We start from the raw sequence: 20,156 nt of genomic DNA on the forward strand, positions 1-20,156 counted from the left end.
GTGGTGCGCAGCGTCAGCCCCACAAGCGGCTGGGCGCTGTCGTGCGCGTCGATGGTGTTGTCCGGCACGGTGGCGAGGTCCTCGTGCAGTGCGGTGACCGCAGCCGCTCCCGCGTCTCCTGCGGCGTAGAAGGAGCGGGCCGGTGTGCCGGCGGCGGCCCTGGGTGAGGTGTCAGCGGGTGTGCGGGTCGGGCAGGGTGATGGGCTCGCCCGGGGTGGGCCAGTGCAGCGGGACGCCGGCGGCGTCGAAGGTCTGCTGGACGTGGCTGCGGTCTTCGGTGTAGTGCGCCCAGCCCTCGGCGTGTACGGCCACCACCAGGGGGCCGCCGAGCAGGCGGCGGGCCTCGACGGCCTGGGTCGCGGTCAGCGACAGTCGTATGTCGCCGAGCTCCTCGAAGCCGGCCGCGCCCAGGTGCAGCAGCGCCACGTCGACGCGGTACCGGTCGGCCAGGGCACTCATCGCGTCCAGGTCGACGGTGTCACCGGAGACGTACACGCTCGGTGCCGAGCCGTCGTCGGTGTGCAGGAGGAAGCCGGTGACCGGACCGGTGATGTCCTCGGTGCCGACGGGACCGTGGCGGGCGGGGACCGCGGTGATGTTCAGCGGCGTGCGGCCCGGCTTCGACAAGGTCCGGGTCTGCCAGGGCTCCAGGCCGACGGCTGCGCCCCCGAGATCCTTGGCGCCGGCGACGGTGGTGAACATCTCCGAGGCGCCGGAGGCCACCGTACGCCCGGCGGTGTCGAGGTTGTCCTGGTGCTCGGTGTGGCTGACCAGGACGGCGTCGAGGGCGGGCAGTTGTGTGGGCTTCAGCGCCGGGTCGGCGGTCTTGCGCACCATGACCGGGCCGTTCTGGTACTCGGTGCCGGCGGCGTCGAAGGTCGGGTCGGTCAGCAGCGTCCAGCCGGCCAGGTGGATCAGCGTGGTGGGGCCGCCGAGCACCGTCACGGTGTTCGCGTCACGGGTCACGGCATCGTGGGTTGCCACAGGTACTCCTTGACGATCAGGGGTTGGCTCACTCACTCTGATCGAGTTACTTTCTCCTGGGAAGTACATACCTTCAGGTGAGGTGAGCACGTGCAGGAAATCGCGCGGGGCAACGTCCGTAATCCCGCCTGCCCCGGCAGGCAGCTGTTCGACCTGGTCACCGCCCGGTGGGCCGCCCTGGTCCTGGTCGACCTCATGGACGGCCCGCAACGCTGGTCCGAGCTGCGCCGGCGGGCCGGCGGCGTCAGCGACAAGATGCTCGCGCAGACCCTGCGCGACCTCGAAACCGGTGGACTGATCACCCGCACCGTGCTCACCAGCCGCCCACCGACGGTGCAATACGACCTGACCGACCTCGCCCGCGGCGCCACCGCCGCACTGCAACACCTGCAGAACTGGGCCGAAGAACACACCAGCGACTACGACCACTACCGGCGCACCCACACCCTTGATCCGAAGCCCTGAAAAGGGCAGGCTCGGTGCACACGTCACCGTGCTTCCCGTCCTGTGAGTCAGCGCAGGTCTGCCAGGATCCGCTTGATGTCCGCGGTCAACGTCGTGGGTGTCGAGACCCTGCAGGCTCGAACCGACAGAGCGCCCGCAGTGTCGGGCGGATCAGCCTCCACCAGGTATCCCACCTCCACCAGGTATCCCACCTCCACCAGGTATCCCACCTCCGTCAGGATGCCGAACAGAGCCGCGTGAAGATGACGTCGGGCGGATTCCTGCCCGCGATCCGCCGGGCCCATGGGCCACCCCCCCCGCAACTGCTCGTCGGCCGCGGCGCGGCGCAGACTGCGGGAGACGAACCACTCCACGCCGACTGAGTCACCACGATCGGTCACCAGGACACCGTGGGCGCGGTAGCGGTCGTCGCTGTCCGCTTCGGGCAGTCCGGCGGCCGCCAGAAGCGTTCGGATCTCCAGTCTCAACGGGCCGCGACTCGGAGGCGTCCCTCGGGATTCGCCCCGGTTGCCGGTGATCGGGGGACGCGCCCCGTCGATCTTCTTCTGGCCTTCTTCGGCCCTCTTCGGCCTTCTCCGGTCCCGCTTGACCTCAAGTCAACTTGAGATTTTACGTTGCTTGCGCGGTCCCCGCCGAGGGGCGCACCGCGCACCGTGAACCTCCCGCCCGTGAACCTCCCGACACCCCGGAATCGAGGCACACCCATGTCCCAGGACCCGCGCACCTCCGTATCCCACGCGTCCCACTCGCCACTCAAGATCGGCGTCCTCATCGGCAGCGTCCGCCCTGGGCGTTTCGCCGACAAGGTCTCCCAGTGGTTCGTCTCCGAGATCGGGCAGCGTGACGACATGGAGACGCATGTCATCGACCTGTCCGAACCCGCTCTCGCCGATGAACTCAAGCTCACCCTGGAGCGGTCCGCCGCCCCGGACGGCGGCGCCCCGACGCTGGCCGAGCGCATCGGTGGGCTCGACGGGTTCGTCGTCGTCACGCCGGAGTACAACCACGGCTACCCCGCGGCGCTGAAGCTGGCCATCGACTACGTCTACCGGGAGTGGCGGGCCAAGCCGGTCGGCTTCGTCTCCTACGGCGGTATGGCCGGCGGGCAGCGCGCGGTGGAGCAGCTGCGGCAGGTCTTCGCCGAGCTGCACGCCGTCACCCTGCGCGACACGGTCAGCTTCCACATGGCCTGGGAGCGCTTCGACGACGAGGGGCGGCCGTACGACCAGGACGGCACCTCCAAGGCCGCCGCCGTGCTGCTGGACCAGCTCGCCTGGTGGGGGCTGACCCTGCGCGAGGGCCGGGCCGTCAGGCCGTACGACGGCTGAACCGCCAGGCCGAAGGGTCAGGACACCGCCACCCGAGCGAACCGCCCCGCCACGCGCAGGTCCTCCTCCACTCGAGCCGCCGTCTCCACCAGCTCCGGCAGCACCTCCCGCAGGCACTCATCGACCGAGCGCCGCGCCGCATGCATCGCCACGTTCACCGCGGCGACCACCCGGCCCGTCCGGTCGCGCACCGGTACCGCCACCGATCGCAGGCCCTCCTCCAACTCCTCGTCGACCAGGGCGTATCCGCGCTCGCGGACATCGGCCAGCACCGTCGCGAGAGCCGTGGGGTCCGTGATCGTGCGAGGGGTGAGCGGGTGCAGCCCGGTCAGGAGGGCGGCCAACTGCCCTTCCCGCGGCCGGGCATCCGCCAGCAGCACCCTGCCCAGGGACGTCGCATACGCCGGCAGCCGCGTGCCGAGGGTGATGTTGACGCTCATCACGCGGCTGGTGGCGGCCCGGGCCATGTACTGGATCTCCTCGCCCGACGGTGTCAGTACCGCCAGTGACGCCGACTCGTGGACCTGCTCGGCGAGTTCGGCCAGATGCGGGGTCGCGATCTGGGACAGGGACGTGCGGGACAGGGGCGGGTAGCCCAGCGACAGTACGCGCGGAGTCAGTGTGAAGCCGCGGTTCCCCGACTGGCGTACCAGGCCCAGATGCTCGTACGTGATCAGCGCCCTGCGTGCCGTGGCCCGTGCCAGGCCCGTCGCGCGGGCCACGTCCGTGAGGGTCAGCTCGGCCCGGCCCTCGCCGAAGGCGGTCAGCACGGTCAGCCCGCGCGCCAGCGACTCGACGAACTCCCGGCCCAGTTCCTGCTTGGAGGCGCCCGTCCAGATCGCCAGGCCCGCCGGCGCCGTCCCGGGCCTCGGCTGCGGTGCCTCGCGCAGCTCGCGCTCCATCTTCGCGACCGCCGCCCGCAGGCGGGGGAGGAGCGTGTCGCGCAGGTCCGCTGCGGTGTGGCGGCTCGTGTGACTGACCACGTTCGCCACGCAGGCGATACGGCCGCCCGCGCGCGGATCCCGTACCGGTACGGACACGGCCACGAGACCGGGCTCGATCAACTGGTCGTCCAGCGCCCAGCCGTCCTTGCGCGCCCGCTCCGCCCGACGCTCGAAGTCCGCGTCGGGCGAGGTGTGTTCGCGGGGCGGCACGGCGGGAAAGCCCCGGTCCTGCGGGTCCGCCGCCCGGCGCTCGCGCCAGGCGTGCCACTCCGCGTCCGTCCACTCCGTCGCGAACAGCGGTCCCGGCGCGGTGCGTTCGGCCGGGAGCAGGTCGCCGATGCGGAAGCTGAGGGACATCGCGCGGCGGCGGGTGGCCTGGTGGATGAAGCGGATGCCGTCGCGGTCGCCGACCGCCAGCGACACCGACTCGTCCAACTCGTCGGCCAGCGCGTCCGCGTGGGAGGAGAGGAGGTCGGGCAGGCCCAGGGCGGCCAGGTAGGCGTTGCCCAGTTCCATCACGCGGGGCGCCAGGACGACGTCGCGGCCGTCGAGACGGACGTACCCCATGCGCGCGAGCGTGGACGCGATCCGGTCCACCGTGGAGCGGGCCAGTCCGGTGGCCCGCTCCAGCCCGCTCGCGCTCAGGGTCCCGTCGGCCCCCGTCAGCTGCCGCAGCACCGAGACGCCACGGATCAACGGCGTCACCGCCTCCGCCGGTACGGCGGGGGCGGCGTCCATGGTCGTCTTCGCGGGCATCGGCTCTCCGGTACGGCGGTCGCGGCAGGCTCTCACCGTAATGCGACCCACGCGCGCGTACGACGACGTGAACCCACGCGCGCGTACGACATCCCGGACATGCCAATCCCCGGACACGCCAATCCCCGGACATGCCAATCCCCGGACATGCCAATCCCCGGACATGCCAATCCCCGGACATGCCAACCCCGTAACCACCCCACCACCAATCCCACCCCGCCACCGCCCCCACTCCACCCCCGCCCCCACTCCACCCCCGCCCTCACCCCTACCCCCGCGACACCCGCACCCGATACTCACCCCCCACATCCGCCCCCACCACCGCGATCCGCACCCCCCGCTTCGTATCCCGGAATTCCTCCCCCAGCACGAACGTCGCGTCCGACAGTTCGGCGTGGACGTTCGGGCTGCGGGTGCAGCCGCCGCTGTCCTCGTGGGAGTCGTGGACCTTCACCGGGCCCATCCCGGTGTCCACGTCCGCGTCGACCTTGTAGATCAGGACGCCGGGGCGGCACACGGTCTCGTCGTTGCCCTCGCGGGTGCGCAGTTCGACGGCGTAGCCGCTGCGGCCGTTCAGCGGTACGAACACCAGCTTCGGGCCGCCCTTGAGGGCCAGCGGGGTCAGGGCGTACTCGGACGTCCCGGCGTCGGCCGCGCACCGCACCTGTGCCGCGTCCAGCCAGCCCAGCTTCCACTTGTGCCAGCCGAGCAGGTCGTTGTTGGCCCCCCAGTCCTCGCTCATGATGTCCCAGTGGCCGACCGCGCCGCCGCCCTCGGCGGTGTACAGGTCGGGCAGGCCGAAGACGTGGCCGTTCTCGTGGGGGAGGACCCGGTAGCCGGTGCGGTGGTAGGTGCCGGAGCCGTCGTCCTGGCGGGAGTAGACGAAGGAGGCGTTGGCCACCGAGACGCCGTCGGCGACCGGGGCCTCCATGTTGCCGGCGAAGGACACCGACAGGACCGTGTCCAGGGCCGAGGGGCCGGCGTTCGGTGTCACCAGCACGTTCAGGAAGTCGTACGACCGGAAGTCCACCTTGGGGTCGGCCGCGGCCACGATGTCCTGGACCAGCTGCCGGTACCCGGGGTCGAAGGGCGCGCCGCGCTCTATGCCGTACGCCCGGAAGGACTTGGGCATGCGCAGCCAGTCACGGATCGGGGTGCGGGGGTGGTAGTCGAGGCGGCCGTAGGAGCTGGTGCGGAACCACTCCTGGGTCTTCGGGAAGAACTCCGCGAAACGGTCGAGCGCGCGGCCGGGACCGGTCGCGTCGGGGAAGTCGACCATCAGGGTGAGGGCGCGGACGGTGCCGGTGGAGCGGGCGTAGCCGCGTGCTGTCGGTATGCCCTCCGACATCTGGACCGTCGGGCGGCCGCTGATCATGCAGGGGCCGAGGGGGGAGGAGCGGGCCGGCGCGATCGGGCCCGCTCCGGTGGCCGTCGGGGTGCCCGCCGTGAGGTGCCCGGTGCCTGCCGAGGTGCTGACCGCCAGGGTCAGGGCGGTCACGGCGGCGAGGGCGGCCACACGGCGGGGGCGTATCCGACGGCTCGGCTGCATGCACGGGCCCTTCCGTCCGTGGCAGCCCGCCCGACCGCGTGCTGCACCCTCTCGATCACCCTGTGTCGAGGGGTGCGCGGGCGCGCGCTGGAAGAGACCGAACGTGGGTTCTTGCAGCGGGATGCTTGTGATTCAGGTCACATGAAACTTTTCGGGTGGCGGGAAATAACCGGGGAGGTCTTCCCCGTTTAGCCATGTGTCCGAGCGAAACGGGGAGACCTTCCCCGGATCGCCTTCCCTGGATAGCCATCCACTGGAACTCAGGAGTACGCCGTGCAGACCGCGACCCCCGTAGCGCGCAAGGCGACCCGGCCGCGCGCCGACGCTCTGCGCAACCGGGAGCGGATCGTCACCGCCGCCCGGGAGATGTTCGTCGAGTTCGGCCCCGATGTGCCGCTCGACGAGATCGCCCGCCGGGCCGGCGTCGGCAACGCCACGGTGTACCGCAACTTCCCCGACCGCGACGCGCTGGTCCGCGAGGTCGTCTGCTCCGTCATGGAGCGCACGGCCGCGGCGGCCGAACACGCGCTGGCGGAGACCGGGGATGCCTTCGGGGCCCTGGAGCGCTTTGTGCACACCGCCGCCGACGAGCGGATCAGCGCACTGTGCCCGATGGTCCAGAGCACCTTCGACAAGAACCACCCGGATCTGGAAGCCGCGCGCGAGCGGGTCGAGCAGCTCGTCGGGGAGATCATGGGCCGCGCCAAGGCGGCCGGCCAGCTCCGCTCCGACGTGGACGTCGGTGACGTCATGCTCGGCGTGGCCCAGCTCAGCCGGCCGCCGGCCGGGACCGGGTGCGACCTCGCCGACCGTTTCGTCCACCGCTATCTGCAGCTGTTCCTGGACGGGCTGCGGGCCCCGGCCCGTTCCGTCCTGCCGGGCACGGCGATGACCATGGAGGACCTGCGGCAGGCCTGACCGATAGGTCCCGACCGACCTGTCCGACCGATTAGTTCAGCGCACCACAGCAGTCATCGGCTCAACGACTCTCGTCGGCCGTCGCGGCCGACGAGCCGTCCCCTTACCTTTCACTTTTTCCGTCACGAAGTCCCGAAGTGGGTACCCCCATGTCTGAAACGGCCGCAAAGGCCCCCGGCAGCACCCTCGGTGCTGTGGATCCCAACCGCTGGAAAGCGCTCGTCTTCATCGCGCTGGCCCAGCTGATGGTCGTCCTCGACGCGACCATCGTGAACATCGCCCTGCCCTCCGCCCAGCAGGACCTGGGCATCTCGGACGGCAACCGGCAGTGGGTCGTCACGGCCTACGCGCTCGCCTTCGGCGGTCTGCTGTTGTTCGGCGGCCGGATAGCCGACCTGTGGGGCCGCAAGAACGCCTTCGTCGTCGGTCTGATCGGCTTCGCCGGTGCCTCCGCGCTCGGCGGTGCGGCCACCAACGAGGCGATGATGTTCGGCGCCCGCGCCCTGCAGGGTGTCTTCGGCGCGCTGCTCGCGCCCGCCGCGCTCTCACTGCTCGCCGTGATGTTCACGGACGCCAAGGAGCGCGCCAAGGCGTTCGGCATCTACGGTGCGATCGCCGGTGGCGGCGGCGCCGTCGGCTTCATCCTCGGCGGTGTGCTCACCGAGTACATGGACTGGCGCTGGACGTTCTTCGTCAACATCCCGTTCGCCATCGCGGCCGCGGCCGGCGCGTACTTCGTCATCCGTGAGCCGGAGGGCGGCCGCAACCGCAACCCGCTCGACATCCCCGGCGTCCTGCTGTCCACCCTGGGCCTGGTCGCGCTGGTCTACGGCTTCACCCGCGCCGAGTCCGACGGCTGGGGCGACTCCGTGACCGTGGGCATGTTCGTCGCCTCCGTGGTCCTGCTGCTCGCCTTCGTCGTCACCGAGGCCAAGGTCAAGGCCCCGCTGCTGCCGCTGCGCGTGGTGACCGACCGCAACCGCGGCGGGATCTACCTCTCGCTCGGTATCGCGATCATCGCGATGTTCGGCACGTTCCTGTTCCTGACCTACTACCTGCAGATCGTGAAGGGCTACTCGCCGATCAAGACCGGCTTCGCCTTCATGCCGATGATCGTCGGCATGATGGTCGGCTCGACGCAGATCGGCACCCGTCTGATGACCCGCCTGCCGGCCCGCATGCTGATGGGCCCCGGCTTCCTGGTCGCCGCGGTCGGCATGCTGCTGATGACGCAGCTGGAGATCGGCTCGTCGTACGCCTCGATCATCCTGCCGGCGATGCTGCTGCTCGGTCTCGGCATGGGTACGGCGTTCATGCCGGCCATGTCCCTGGCCACCCTGGGCGTCGAGCCCCGGGACTCGGGTGTCGCCTCCGCGATGGTCAACACCTCACAGCAGGTGGGCGGCGCGATCGGCACGGCCCTGCTGAACACGATCGCCGCCTCGGCGACCACGTCCTACGTCGCCGACCACATCGGCTCCGCGAGTTCCCGCTCGCAAGCGCAGCTGGTCCAGCTGCAGGGCATGGTGCACGGCTACACCAACGCGATCTGGTTCGCCGTCGGCATGCTGGTGCTCGCCGCGGTGATCGTCGTGACCTTCGTCAACGCCGGCCGCCCGGACGGTACGACGGTGGCGTCCTCCGAGGAGGGCGCCGAGGACGAGGTACGGGTGCCGGTCGTCGCGCACTGAGGCCGACGACGACCGTACGGCCGTACTCCTTCGGGACCAGGCGTACGTACGGGGATGGGGACGCTCCGTACGTACGACCTCCAGGACCTGCCCCGGCTCGCTGCTGAATGAGCGGTTCAGCGCAGCCAGGGCAGGTCCGCACCCGCTTTGCTGGGCTGCAGGCCCTCGGCGACGATCCGCATGATCTCGCCGAGGGCCTTCTGCTGTTCGGCGGTGAGCCGGTCGAACACCGCCTGGCGCACGGCCTCCACATGGCCCGGCGCGGTCTCCCGCAGCACCTCCATGCCCGCGTCGGTCAGGACCGCGAACTGACCCCGCTTGTCGTCGGGGCAGTCCTCGCGCCGGACCCAGCCGTTCTTCTCCAGTCGGGCGATGGCGTGCGAGAGACGGGAACGGGTGATCTTCGCGAACATCGCCAGCTCGGTCATCCGCAGCCGGCGGCGCGGGGACTCGGCGAGCTTGACCAGCAGGCCGTAGTAGACGTGCGGCATCCCCGCGTCCCGCTGGAGCTGGCGGTCCAGGTGGTCCTCGAGCAGGGTGGCCGCGTCGATGTAGGAGCGCCAGACGCGCTGCTCGTCGTCGGTGAGCCAGCGCGGTTCCTCCGCGGATGCGGATGCGGGCGAGGGTGGTGCGGAGGTCGATGCCGTATTCATGTACTCCACTGTACGAGAGCTCTCCTTGAAATTTTAACTACTGCGACGTACCGTCTTGTGAGCAGAGAAGCTTTAGATTTGAAGCAAATAACGCTTCAGGTCTCCGGAGGGAGTCGCCGCCATGTCCGCCGCCACGCAGGAGCGCATGCCCGCTCTCTATCTCAGCCACGGCGCCCCGCCGCTCGCGGACGACCCGGTCTGGCCCGGCGAGCTCGCCGCCTGGTCCGCCGGGCTGCCGCGCCCCAAGGCGATCCTCATGGTCTCCGCCCACTGGGAGGAGGCCCCGCTCGCCATCGGTGCCACCGAGACCGTTCCTCTCGTCTACGACTTCTGGGGATTTCCCGAGCACTACTACAAGGTGACGTACGCGGCCCCCGGCGCGCCCGAACTCGCCGAGTCCGTACGGAAACTGCTGCGCGCCCCAGGCGTCCCCGTCCAGGACATCCCCGACCGGGGCCTCGACCACGGCGCCTACGTCCCGCTCGTCGAGATGTACCCCGAGGCGGACATCCCCGTCCTGCAGGTCTCCATGCCGACCCTCGACCCGGTGAAGCTCATGGAGATCGGCCGCAAACTGGCGCCGCTGCGCGACGAGGGTGTGCTGATCGTGGGCTCCGGGTTCTTCACCCACAACCTCGCCGCCCTGCGGCAGGGCGGCATCCCCGCCTGGTCCGTGGAGTTCGACGACTGGGGCCGCCGGGCACTGGAGGGCGGCGACTGGGACGCCCTGCTGGACTTCCTCCACAAGTCTCCGGCCGGCCGCTACGCCCACCCGCGCACCGAGCACTTCGCCCCGCTGTTCGTGACGATGGGCGCGGCGGACGCGGCCGGTGAGCGGGCGGCGCAGAAGTCCGTGATCGACGGGTTCTGGATGGGGCTGGCGAAGCGGTCGGTGCAGTTCGGCTGACGGGCCGGCCGGCGCTACAGCTCCTTCTCGTACCAGGCGACGTCCCAGTACCGGCCGAACTTGCGGCCCACCTCGCGGTAGGTGCCGACGTGCCGGAAGCCGAACCGCTCGTGCAGGCGCACGGACGCCTCGTTGGGCTGGGCGATCCCGGCGTAGGCCCGGTGCAGGTCCTCGTCCGCCAGTGCCTCGAACAGGGCCTTGTAGAGGAGGGTGCCGACACCGCGGCGGCCGGCGTCCGGTGCGAGGTAGATCGTGACCTCGACGGAGGTCTCGTAGGCGGGCTTCGGCCGGAAGGCGCTGGATGTGGCGTACCCCAGGATCTCCTGAGAGTTCCCTGAGGACTCCGCCGCCGCGGCAACCATCAGCCGGTGCGGTCCGTCTTCAGGGTGGGAGAGCAGCCAAGGGCGGCGCTCTTCCGGCGTGAAGACCGCAGTATCGAATGTGATGGGCGTCTCACGTACATAGTGGTTGTAGATACCGGTGAGGGCTTCGAGGTCACTCTCGACTCCCGGCCTGACCTGCACCTCTGTACGTTCCGACGGCATCGGGCCTCCTCGTGTGGCCGGACAGGGTACTGCAAGATCAGAAAAATAGGGGGGCGGGTTGGGAATTCTGTCCTGATTCCAGTCGTTGTTTCCATCGAACGGCGGGCACTCGAGAAGAGTCCCAAGCGTTCAAGAACCACCCGCCAGCCCTCCCTCACTGCCTTAAAGGCGTGGGGGACCCCCACCGCAAGGGAGCACGCATGGCAACCCGTGCCGTCGCCCGTCGTCAGTCCGCCACCGGCGGGACCGCCGACGCGGCAAACAGTGTTCGCGCCCATGGCGGCGAGATCGCGGACCGCGACCTGGTCGGCATGTACCTCGACGAGATCGCGCGCACGCCGCTGCTCGACGCTGCAAAAGAGGTCGAGCTGTCGCAGATCATCGAGGCGGGTGTGTTCGCAAGGCAGGTCCTCGACGGGTACGAGGAGGCCAGGGCGGACGCCACCCGCGAGGAGCTTCAGGCCCTGGTCGCCGAGGGCGAGCGGGCCAAGGACATCTTCATCCGCTCCAACCTCCGCCTGGTCGTCGCGGTGGCCCGCCGCTACCCGCGCAGCGGCCTGCCCCTGCTCGACCTGATCCAGGAGGGCAACGCCGGTCTGGTGCGCGCGGTGGAGAAGTTCGACTACCGCAAGGGCTTCAAGTTCTCGACGTACGCGACCTGGTGGATCCGCCAGGCCATCACGCGCTCGATAGCCGACCAGTCCCGCACCATCCGCCTCCCCGTCCACCTGGTGGAGGAGCTGGGCCGCATCCGCCGCGTCCAGCGCGAGTTCAACCGCGAGCACGGCCGCGACCCGGAGCCCGCCGAGATCGCCGCCGAACTCGGCTCGAACCCGGACCGTGTGATCGACGTCCTGGACTGGGCCCGAGACCCGGTCTCCCTCAACATGTCGGTGGACGACGAGGGCGAAACCCAGTTCGGCGACCTCCTCGAGGACACGTCCGCGGTCTCCCCGGAGCAGTCCGTCCTCACCCTCCTCCGCAGCGAGGAACTGGACGACCTGATCGGTCGCCTCGACCAGCGCACGGCCTCCATCATCAAGATGCGCTACGGCATAGAGGACGGCCGCGAGCGCACTCTGACCGAGGTGGGCAAGGAGCACGGCCTGACGCGCGAGCGCATCCGCCAGATCGAGAAGCACGCCCTGCTGGAACTCAAGAAGCTGGCCCGCAGTACCGGCTTCGACGCGGCGGCATAGCCCCTCCGGCCGACGGGGCGGGGGCGTACGACCCGTGCCGCCGCGTACGCCGGGTGGCCAAAGACCGCGCAAACATGGCGATGTAACGCCGCTTCAATGCACGGGCCACCGGGAACAAGACAACCGGGTAAGGGAGTTCGGGCCCTGAGGCAACCGCCCACAGGCCCGAACCAAGCCCCCGGGCCCCCGGCCGAGCACTACGACCACCCACAGACCAAGTCCCGACGCACTCCCCCCGGCGCCGGGACCTTCCCCGAGCCGGGCTTCGGCGCCTATCCCCCCTGGGTGCCGGGGCCCGGCTCTTTTTCGAGCACGGGTGGGTCACCCCGTACCTGAACCACGGGGTGACCCACCCGAATGGCAGATTGTGCCACACAGGCATAGCCTGCCGAACGTGAGCAGCCCCACCCCCGCACACACCCCGTCCCTCATGGAGCGACGCAAGGCAGCGACGCGCATGGAGATCGCCCGCGCCGCGGCCGCCCTCTTCGTGAAGCAGGGACTGCGGGCCACCCGAGCCGAGGACATCGCCCAGGCCGCCGGCGTAGCGCCGCGCACCTTCTACCGCTACTTCGCCACCAAGGAGGAGGCGGTGGCCCCCCTCTACGCGGCCGGCGCCGACCGCTGGGCAGAGGCAGTCCGCACGGCCCCACCCGAACTGCCCGTCCTCCAAGCCCTGGAACACGCGGCCCACCACACCCTCACCCCGGGCGCCGGAGTCTCCGCCCCCTCCTGGGAATGGATCCGCACCCTGGTCCGCCTGGCCGACACGAGCCCCGCCCTGCGCAAGGTATGGGCAGAGGTATGCCACGAGGCGGAGACAACCCTGGCGGACGTACTGACAAGCAGAGGCCACGACAACGTTGCCGCCCCCGACCTCCGCTTCACCGCCGCCGTAGCCGCCGCCTCCGTACGCGTGGCCGTAGAAACCTGGGCAGCAGGAAACGCCCCCGCACAGGGCCCCGAGGGCCCGGCCGCCCTGGCGACGCGCAACTTGGCGGCACTGCGGGACTTCCCATGGCAGGACATGGCCGTACCCCGGACGTGAAGTAGGCGAAGTGGCCCCACGGGCCCGCAGTCGCGTACGGCGGGAAGGGGACGTGCCGGGGGGTGTCCGCCCGCAGAGTCCGGTGTCAAGACACGGCACCTCTCGCGCAAGGCCCACCACCGGACCGAGGACGGACACCCCGCACGACGCCCCCCCCCCCCCCCCCCCCCCCCCCCCCCCCCCCCCCCCCCCCCCCCCCCCCCCCCCCCCCCCCCCCCCCCCCCCCCCCCCGGCCCCGACCCACCCCCCACCCGAAGGCGCTACACGCACCCCCACCGAACAGCAACGGGCCGCCGCAGGCACCCCCGGCCTAACCGCCGGAGGCACTGGCTCGAGTCAACCGCCCCCCCAACTCCCGCACACACCGCACCAGTTCCTCCGGCGACTCCACCACGAACTCGCAGTCCACCATCGCCAACCGCACCGCCATCCACTCCACGGAGTCCCCACCCGTACCCCGCAGCCGACACCGCCGCCCGTCGACAGCCTCGGGCACCCCCAACCACCCCGGCAACCGAGCCGCGACAAACTCCGCAGGCGCCTCGAACGTCACCGAGAAGTCGTACGTCTCCTGCCGCCGCCACATCGACTGCCGCAGATACTCCGCCGCACTCCCCGTCGGCAACTCCCGCGGAGCGAACCGCGCCCCCGTGGCGAACGGCTCACTCACCCGGTCCACCCGAAACGTCCGCCAGTCCGACCGATCGAGGTCGTACGCGACGAGGTACCAACGCCGCCCCGTGGACACCAGCCGATACGGCTCGGCCGAGCGACGCGACTCCGTCCCGTCCCCCGCCCGATACGCGAACCGCAACCGCTCCCGCCCCGCCACGCACGACGCCATCACGGTCAGCGTCTCGGGCGCGATACTCGCCCCGTCCCCACTGGTCAGCGGCGTGGTCGCGGCCTGAAGCGTCGTCACCCGGTGCCGCAGCCGCGCCGGCAGCACCTGCTCCAGTTTCGCCAGCGCCCGCACGGACGCCTCCTCCACCCCCTCGACCGCATGCCCGGCCCCGGCCCGCAGCCCGACCGCGATCGCCACGGCCTCCTCGTCGTCCAGGACGAGCGGCGGCATCGCCTTGCCGGCCACAAGCCGGTAACCACCCTCGGCCCCCTTGGTCGCCTGCACGGGATACCCCAGCTCCCGCAACCGGTCGATGTCCCGCCGCACCGTGCGCCGGGACACCCCGAGCCGATCGGCGAGTTCACCGCCGGGCCACTCGCGGGGCGTCTGAAGAAGGGACAGGAGCGTCAGGAGCCGTGCCGGAGTATCCGTCGTCATGATTCCGAGGATGCCGCACAACTAGGACGCGATCTGACCTAATGAAGGCATAGCTTCCACCCATGACCTCAAGGACCTCAGCCGAGACCGAACCGCCCCTCCTGCCCAACCCGGGCGCACAGCCCGCGCAGCCCGCGCCGGCCCCGGCCGACCGCCGCCGATGGTTCGCCCTGGCCATCGTGATGACCGCGGCCTTCATGGACTTGGTCGACGTCACGATCGTCAACGTCGCGATCCCGTCGATCAAGCAGGAGGCGGGCGCGACGTTCAGCCAGATCCAGTGGATCACCGCCGGCTACGCCCTCGCCTTCGCCGCGGGCCTGATCACCGGCGGCCGCCTGGGCGACATCCACGGCCGCAAGCGGCTGTTCCTGATCGGCATCGGCGGCTTCACCATCGCCTCCGCCCTGTGCGGCTTCGCCGCGAACCCGGAGATGCTGGTCGCCTCCCGCATCCTGCAGGGCGCGATGGCGGCGCTGATGGTCCCGCAGGTCCTGTCGATCGTGCACGCCACCTTCCCGGCGCACGAACGCGGCAAGGTCTTCGGCCTGTTCGGGGCGGTGGTCGGCCTCGGCGCGGTCACCGGCCCCCTCCTCGGCGCACTCCTGACGGAGTGGAACCTCTTCGGTCTCGAATGGCGCCCGATCTTCCTGATCAACCTCCCGGTCGGCATCGCGGGCCTGATCCTGGGCAGCCGCTTCATCACCGAGTCCAAGGCGCCGAAGGCGCTGAAGCTCGACCTCGTCGGGGTCTCGCTCGTCATCCTCGGCCTGCTGATGCTGCTCTACCCGCTGACCCGCGGCCGCGAGCTGGGCTGGCCGACGTGGGGGTACGTGTCGATGGCCGGCGCACTGGTCGTCCTCGCGGCGCTGGTGGCGTACGAGAAGTGGAAGACCGCACGTGACGGCTCCCCGCTCATCGAACTGTCGCTGTTCAAGGTGAAGAGCTTCGCGGCCGGCATCGCCGTACAGACCGTCTTCGGTGTGGCGCTCGGCATCTTCTTCCTGGTCTGGACGATGTACATGCAGTTCGGCCTGGGCTGGAGCCCGCTGAAGGCCGGTCTGACCGGGATCCCGTTCTCGATCGCCGTCTCGACGGCGGCCGGCCTGTCCGTCCAGAAGCTGGTCCCGCGCTTCGGCCGCAAGGTGCTCCAGGCGGGCGCGCTGGTGATGGGGATCGGCGTGCTGCTCTACATCTGGGAGTCCGGCCGCTACGGCATGTCCATCGCCCCCTGGCAGATGGCCCTGCCCCTGGTCGTCATGGGCGTCGGCATGGGCCTGATCGTGGCCCCGCTGACGGACGCGATCCTGTCGGAGGTGCCGCGCGAGCACGCGGGTTCGGCCTCGGGCCTGATCAGCACCGTCCAGCAGATGGGCAACGCGCTCGGCCTGGGCCTGGTCTCGGTGGTCTTCTTCGGGGTCGTCGACGACCGGCTGACCGAGGCCACGGGGCCTACGGCGGCCGGCCTGGCCTTCGCGGACGGTTTCCAGCACGCGCTGGGGTGGGTGGCCGCGGTGATGGGCGTCATCTTCCTGCTGATGTTCGCGCTGCCGGGGCGCCCGGCGCAGCACGTCGAGGGAGCGGCCGAGGAGCCGTCGCCGACGTCGGAGAAGGCGCCCGCGCTGGTGGGCTGAGCGGCGTGCCCGAGAGCGGGGGAGGGGCCCGGCACTTCGGTGCAGGGCCCTTCGCCATTCCACCCTCTGCCCCGCCCGGAAGCCCGTTCATGCCCGATTGCGCCCGAACCTGTTTACTTTCCGGAAATCCCGGCGTAGCCTCCCAGCGAAACCACAAGTTCGGGCACAGTTCGGAGGCGAACGGACATGTACGCACCGGAGCGGCAGCAGGAGATCCTCCGGCTGGCTCGTGACGGCGGCCGAGTGGACGTCCTGTCGCTGGCCGAGGAGTTCCAGGTGACGGCGGAGACGATCCGCCGGGACCTGAAGGCGCTCGACCGTGCCGGGCTCGTGCGCCGGGTGCACGGTGGTGCGATCCCGGCCGGGCGCCTGGACTTCGAGCCGGACCTCGCCGAGCGCGAGTCGACGGCGGCCGACGAGAAGGACCGCGTCGCGAAGGCGGCCCTCGCCGAGCTGCCCACCGAGGGCACGATGATCCTCGACGCCGGTACGACGGTGGCCCGCCTCGCCGCCGCGCTGCCGCTGGAGACGTCCCTCACCGTCGTCACGCACAGCCTGCCCATCGCGGCCCGCCTCGCGGACCACCCGGGCATCCAGCTCCACCTGGTCGGAGGGCGGGTACGGCACCGTACGCGCGCCGCCGTGGACGCCTGGGCGCTGCGCGCGTACGGCGAGATCCGCGCCGACGTCCTGTTCGTGGCGGCCAACGGCTTCTCCGCCGAGCACGGTCTGACCACCCCCGACCTCGCCGAGGCCGCGGTCAAGCGTGCCGCAGTCGCCGCCGCCCGCCGCGTCGTCCTCCTCGCCGACTCCTCCAAGCACGGCCAGGAGCACTTCGCCCGCTTCGGTGACCTGAGCGACGTGGACCTGCTGATCACCGACAGCGGGCTGAGCCCCGAAGACGCCACCGCGATCGAGCGCGGCGGCACGGAAGTAGTGCGCGCATGATCCTCACCGTCACCCCGAACCCGTCGCTGGACCGCACCTACGAGGTCCCCTCCCTCGACCGCGGCGAGGTCATACGCGCCACCGGCGAGCGCATGGACCCGGGCGGCAAGGGCGTGAACGTCTCGCGCGCCGTCACGGCGGCCGGGCAGCGCACGGTCGCGGTACTGCCCCTGGGCGGTGCGCCCGGCGCGCTCGTCGCCGACCTGCTCGACGCGCAGGGCATCGAGGTGGCCCCGGTCCCGGTCGCCGGGGCCACCCGTTCGAACATCGCGCTCGCGGAGTCGGACGGCGTACTGACGAAGATCAACGCGCCCGGCCCCGAGCTTTCCGCGGCCGAGCAGGAGCTGCTCCTGGAGACGGTCCGCGAGCAGTCGGGCGACGCCGACTGGATCGCCTGCTGCGGCAGCCTGCCCCGGGGGCTCGCGCCGTCCTGGTACGCCGATGTGGTCGCCCGGGCGCACGCGGGCGGCGCGCGGATCGCGCTGGACACCTCCGGGCGCGCCCTCCTCGAAGCCCTGCGCGCTCGGCCCGACGTGGTGAAGCCGAACGCCGAGGAGCTCGCGGAGGCCGTCGGGCGCCCCCTGACCACCGTGGGCGACGCGCTGAAGGCGGCCGAGGAGTTGCGTGAGATGGGCGCGCGCGCCGTACTCGCGAGCCTGGGTGCCGACGGACAGCTGCTGGTGGACGACGCGGGCGCCTGGTTCGCCAGTGCGCGCGTCGACGTCGTACGCAGCAATGTCGGCGCCGGTGACTCTTCTCTCGCCGGTTTCCTGATCGCCGGCGGCAGCGGCCCGCAGGCCCTCGCCTCGGCGGTCGCCCATGGCGCGGCGGCCGTACAGCTCCCCGGCAGCGTGATGCCGTCCCCGGGTGACCTGGACATGGCCGCGGTGTCGGTCACGGCCGAGGTGCCGGTGGATCGCGTACTGAAGGAGCCGGTGTCATGACGAATGTCGTGGTTGTCACAGTTCTTGCCGATCCGGTCCGTGAGCGGCGAAGCTCGGCGTTACTCACGCCCGCCGACGGACGGCAGGGCCACCTGAGCCGCTCTGCCGCCCGGGGGAGGCGGGCTTTCCCCGACCTCGCCTCCCCCACCCCCCACTCCACGCCTGTCACCCCCCACCGCACCCCCGTCCCCTTCCCCGCCCACCAGACTCCCCGGGCGATACGCGAGCGAAGGAGCCCGCGATGAGCGACATGATCACCGCGGACCTGGTCGATCTCGACCTGTCCGCCGACACCAAGGAAGCGGCGGCGCGCGCCCTCGCCGAGCGCATGGTGGCCCTGGGCCGGGTGACCGACCTGGAGGGCTTCCTCGCCGACGTGGCCGCGCGCGAAGCACAGATGCCGACCGGCCTCGACGGCGGCATCGGCATCCCGCACTGCCGCAGCGAGCACGTCACCGAGCCCACGCTCGCCTTCGGGCGCAGCGCCGCCGGAATCGACTTCGGTGCGGCGGACGGTCCCGCCGACCTGATCTTCCTGATCGCCGCCCCCGCCGGCGCGGACGACGCCCACCTGACGATCCTGTCGTCGCTGGCCCGCCAGCTGATGAACGCCGAGTTCACCGACGCGCTGCGGTCGGCGGGCGACGCGGCGTCGGCTGCGGCGCTGATCCGGGGCGAGGAGCCCCCGGCGGCCGATGCCGCCGACGCCGGTTCCGCCGGTTCCGAAGACTCCGTGGCGTCGTCGGTGGCGGCCTCCGCCGACGCCGCCACGGGCACCACCTCCGAGGCCCCCGCCGAAGCGGCCGCGAGCACGATCACCAAGGCTCCCGCCGAGACGTCCGGCGAGCGCCCGTTCCGTATCGTCGCCGTCACCTCCTGCCCGACCGGCATCGCCCACACGTACATGGCGGCCGAGTCGCTGGAGAACGCGGGCCGCGAGGCGGGCGTCGAACTCGTCGTCGAGACGCAGGGCTCGGCCGGCTTCACCCGGCTCGACCCGGCCGTCATCGCGGCGGCGGACGGCGTGATCTTCGCCCACGACGTGTCCGTACGGGAGAAGGACCGGTTCGCCGGCAAGCCGACCGTCGACGTGGGCGTGAAGGCGGGCATCAACCGTCCCGCCGAGCTCATCGCCGAGGTGCGCGAGAAGGCGGCCCGCGGTGAGGTCACGGCGGCGGCCAGGCCCGGCTCCGGCACCCCCGTCGAGCGCGCCGGTGAGCCCGGCGAGGGCTACGGCACCAAGCTGCGCAAGTGGCTGATGTCCGGCGTGAGTTACATGGTCCCGTTCGTCGCCGCCGGCGGTCTGCTGATCGCCCTCGGCTTCGCGATCGGCGGCTACCAGATCAACGAGGCCAAGTCGGTCACCGAGCACTTCGACTGGGGCCAGGTCGACAGCTGGGGCGCGCTGCTCTTCCAGATCGGCGCCGCGGCCTTCGGCTTCCTCGTCCCGGTCCTCGCCGGATACATCGCGTACGGCATGGCCGACCGGCCAGGTCTCGTGCCCGGCTTCGTCGGCGGCGCGATCTCCGTCGCGATCGGCGCCGGGTTCCTCGGCGGCCTGGTCGCCGGTCTGATCGCCGGTGGTGTGGTCCTCGGCATCCAGCGGATCGACATCCCGCCGGTGTTGCGCGGCATCATGCCGGTGGTGGTGATCCCGCTGGTCTCCTCCGCGGTCGTCGGGTTCCTGATGTTCGTGGTGATCGGCAAGCCGATCTCCGAGGCGCAGAAGGGCCTGACCGACTGGCTGAACAGCCTCTCCGGCACCAACGCCATCCTGCTCGGCATCCTGCTCGGCCTGATGATGTGTTTCGACCTCGGCGGCCCGGTCAACAAGGTGGCCTACACCTTCGCGACGGCCGGCATCTCGGTCGCCGCCCCCAGCGACTCCGCGATGAAGATCATGGCCGCCGTGATGGCCGCGGGCATGGTCCCGCCGCTGGGCATGGCCCTGGCCACCACGGTCCGCAAGAAGCTGTTCACCACGACCGAGCGCGAGAACGGCAAGGCGGCCTGGGTGCTGGGAGCCTCCTTCATCTCCGAGGGCGCGATCCCGTTCGCGGCCGCCGACCCGCTGCGCGTGATCCCCGCCTCCATGGCGGGCGGCGCGGTCACCGGCGCGCTGACCATGGCGTTCGGCTCGACCCTGCGCGCCCCGCACGGCGGCATCTGGGTCACCTTCCTGATCGGCAAGCCGTTCCTCTACCTGCTGGCCATCGCGGCCGGTACGGCGGTCACGGCCGGCCTGGTCATCCTCCTGAAGGGCATGCGCAAGACGGCGCCGGAGGGCTCGGCCGCCGAGTCCCCGGCGGCCGCGACCGCGAAGGCGAAGCAGCCGGTGGCGGCGTAAGCCCTCCGCCGGGC

Annotated in this window: 18 protein-coding genes; 11 read left to right on the top strand and 7 right to left on the bottom strand. The window is 71.1% G+C overall.

Going from position 1 to position 20,156, the window contains the following annotated elements:
- Positions 1-171 precede the first annotated feature (171 nt).
- Positions 172-984 (bottom strand): MBL fold metallo-hydrolase, encoded by an 813-nt coding sequence (locus tag ACIREI_RS13060; protein ID WP_403331348.1) that lies wholly within the window; start codon positions 982-984, stop codon positions 172-174.
- Positions 985-1,074: 90 nt separating this feature from the next.
- Here ACIREI_RS13060 and ACIREI_RS13065 point away from each other — a divergent pair, with 90 nt between their 5' ends.
- A complete protein-coding gene (locus ACIREI_RS13065) occupies positions 1,075-1,449 on the top strand; it encodes a winged helix-turn-helix transcriptional regulator (RefSeq protein WP_403331351.1) in 375 nt (124 codons plus the stop codon).
- A 47-nt stretch (positions 1,450-1,496) separates the two neighbouring features.
- Here ACIREI_RS13065 and ACIREI_RS13070 read toward each other — a convergent pair whose 3' ends face one another.
- Positions 1,497-1,829, bottom strand: coding sequence for a hypothetical protein (locus ACIREI_RS13070; protein ID WP_403331354.1), 333 nt, complete (start codon positions 1,827-1,829; stop codon positions 1,497-1,499).
- Between the two features lie 324 nt (positions 1,830-2,153).
- Between ACIREI_RS13070 and ACIREI_RS13075 the strand changes: the two genes are divergently transcribed.
- Positions 2,154-2,777 carry an NADPH-dependent FMN reductase gene (locus ACIREI_RS13075; RefSeq protein WP_403331357.1) on the top strand — a complete coding sequence of 208 codons (624 nt, stop codon included), beginning with the start codon at positions 2,154-2,156 and terminating at the stop codon, positions 2,775-2,777.
- A gap of 17 nt (positions 2,778-2,794) precedes the next feature.
- Here ACIREI_RS13075 and ACIREI_RS13080 read toward each other — a convergent pair whose 3' ends face one another.
- Positions 2,795-4,477, bottom strand: a complete 1,683-nt coding sequence (locus ACIREI_RS13080; RefSeq protein ID WP_403331360.1) for an IclR family transcriptional regulator C-terminal domain-containing protein — start codon at positions 4,475-4,477, stop codon at positions 2,795-2,797.
- A 268-nt stretch (positions 4,478-4,745) separates the two neighbouring features.
- The gene (locus ACIREI_RS13085; protein ID WP_403331363.1) at positions 4,746-6,026 is read right to left on the bottom strand and encodes a M6 family metalloprotease domain-containing protein; all 1,281 of its coding nucleotides are present in this window, start codon (positions 6,024-6,026) and stop codon (positions 4,746-4,748) included.
- A 273-nt stretch (positions 6,027-6,299) separates the two neighbouring features.
- Here ACIREI_RS13085 and ACIREI_RS13090 point away from each other — a divergent pair, with 273 nt between their 5' ends.
- Together ACIREI_RS13090 and ACIREI_RS13095 are read left to right on the top strand one after the other, a co-directional pair.
- Positions 6,300-6,944, top strand: a complete 645-nt coding sequence (locus tag ACIREI_RS13090) for a TetR/AcrR family transcriptional regulator (RefSeq protein ID WP_403331366.1) — start codon at positions 6,300-6,302, stop codon at positions 6,942-6,944.
- A 149-nt stretch (positions 6,945-7,093) separates the two neighbouring features.
- Complete coding sequence (locus ACIREI_RS13095) at positions 7,094-8,635, top strand: MFS transporter (protein WP_403331369.1); 1,542 nt, start codon at positions 7,094-7,096, stop codon at positions 8,633-8,635.
- Positions 8,636-8,751: 116 nt separating this feature from the next.
- On the opposite strand, the gene ACIREI_RS13100 is transcribed toward ACIREI_RS13095, so the two are convergent.
- Positions 8,752-9,288, bottom strand: a complete 537-nt coding sequence (locus tag ACIREI_RS13100; protein ID WP_403331372.1) for a MarR family winged helix-turn-helix transcriptional regulator — start codon at positions 9,286-9,288, stop codon at positions 8,752-8,754.
- A gap of 121 nt (positions 9,289-9,409) precedes the next feature.
- On the opposite strand from ACIREI_RS13100, the gene ACIREI_RS13105 reads away from it, so the two are divergent.
- The gene (locus ACIREI_RS13105; protein ID WP_403331375.1) at positions 9,410-10,195 is read left to right on the top strand and encodes a dioxygenase; all 786 of its coding nucleotides are present in this window, start codon (positions 9,410-9,412) and stop codon (positions 10,193-10,195) included.
- Between the two features lie 14 nt (positions 10,196-10,209).
- Here the strand turns inward: ACIREI_RS13105 and ACIREI_RS13110 are convergent, their stop codons facing one another.
- On the bottom strand, positions 10,210-10,740 hold the full coding sequence (locus ACIREI_RS13110) for a GNAT family N-acetyltransferase (RefSeq protein WP_403331378.1): 531 nt from the start codon (positions 10,738-10,740) through the stop codon (positions 10,210-10,212).
- A 200-nt stretch (positions 10,741-10,940) separates the two neighbouring features.
- Between ACIREI_RS13110 and ACIREI_RS13115 the strand changes: the two genes are divergently transcribed.
- Both ACIREI_RS13115 and ACIREI_RS13120 read left to right on the top strand, forming a co-directional pair.
- Positions 10,941-11,939, top strand: a complete 999-nt coding sequence (locus ACIREI_RS13115) for an RNA polymerase sigma factor RpoD/SigA (protein ID WP_403331381.1) — start codon at positions 10,941-10,943, stop codon at positions 11,937-11,939.
- A 457-nt stretch (positions 11,940-12,396) separates the two neighbouring features.
- A complete protein-coding gene (locus ACIREI_RS13120) occupies positions 12,397-12,987 on the top strand; it encodes a TetR/AcrR family transcriptional regulator (RefSeq protein ID WP_403331983.1) in 591 nt (196 codons plus the stop codon).
- Between the two features lie 310 nt (positions 12,988-13,297).
- On the opposite strand, the gene ACIREI_RS13125 is transcribed toward ACIREI_RS13120, so the two are convergent.
- Positions 13,298-14,269, bottom strand: coding sequence for a helix-turn-helix transcriptional regulator (locus ACIREI_RS13125; protein ID WP_403331384.1), 972 nt, complete (start codon positions 14,267-14,269; stop codon positions 13,298-13,300).
- Positions 14,270-14,331: 62 nt separating this feature from the next.
- Here ACIREI_RS13125 and ACIREI_RS13130 point away from each other — a divergent pair, with 62 nt between their 5' ends.
- The 4 genes from ACIREI_RS13130 to ACIREI_RS13145 all read left to right on the top strand — a co-directional run bounded on the left by ACIREI_RS13130 (position 14,332) and on the right by ACIREI_RS13145 (position 20,142).
- Complete coding sequence (locus ACIREI_RS13130; protein ID WP_403331387.1) at positions 14,332-15,903, top strand: MFS transporter; 1,572 nt, start codon at positions 14,332-14,334, stop codon at positions 15,901-15,903.
- 186 nt (positions 15,904-16,089) lie between these two features.
- Complete coding sequence (locus ACIREI_RS13135) at positions 16,090-16,851, top strand: DeoR/GlpR family DNA-binding transcription regulator (RefSeq protein WP_093904668.1); 762 nt, start codon at positions 16,090-16,092, stop codon at positions 16,849-16,851.
- Positions 16,848-17,795 carry a 1-phosphofructokinase gene (pfkB, locus tag ACIREI_RS13140; RefSeq protein ID WP_403331390.1) on the top strand — a complete coding sequence of 316 codons (948 nt, stop codon included), beginning with the start codon at positions 16,848-16,850 and terminating at the stop codon, positions 17,793-17,795. Before ACIREI_RS13135 ends, pfkB begins: the two co-directional genes overlap by 4 nt.
- A gap of 241 nt (positions 17,796-18,036) precedes the next feature.
- Complete coding sequence (locus ACIREI_RS13145) at positions 18,037-20,142, top strand: fructose-specific PTS transporter subunit EIIC (RefSeq protein ID WP_403331392.1); 2,106 nt, start codon at positions 18,037-18,039, stop codon at positions 20,140-20,142.
- The last annotated feature ends 14 nt before the right edge of the window (positions 20,143-20,156 follow it).

It is taken from the genome of Streptomyces sp. NPDC093591, assembly GCF_044764885.1.
Classification (GTDB): domain Bacteria; phylum Actinomycetota; class Actinomycetes; order Streptomycetales; family Streptomycetaceae; genus Streptomyces.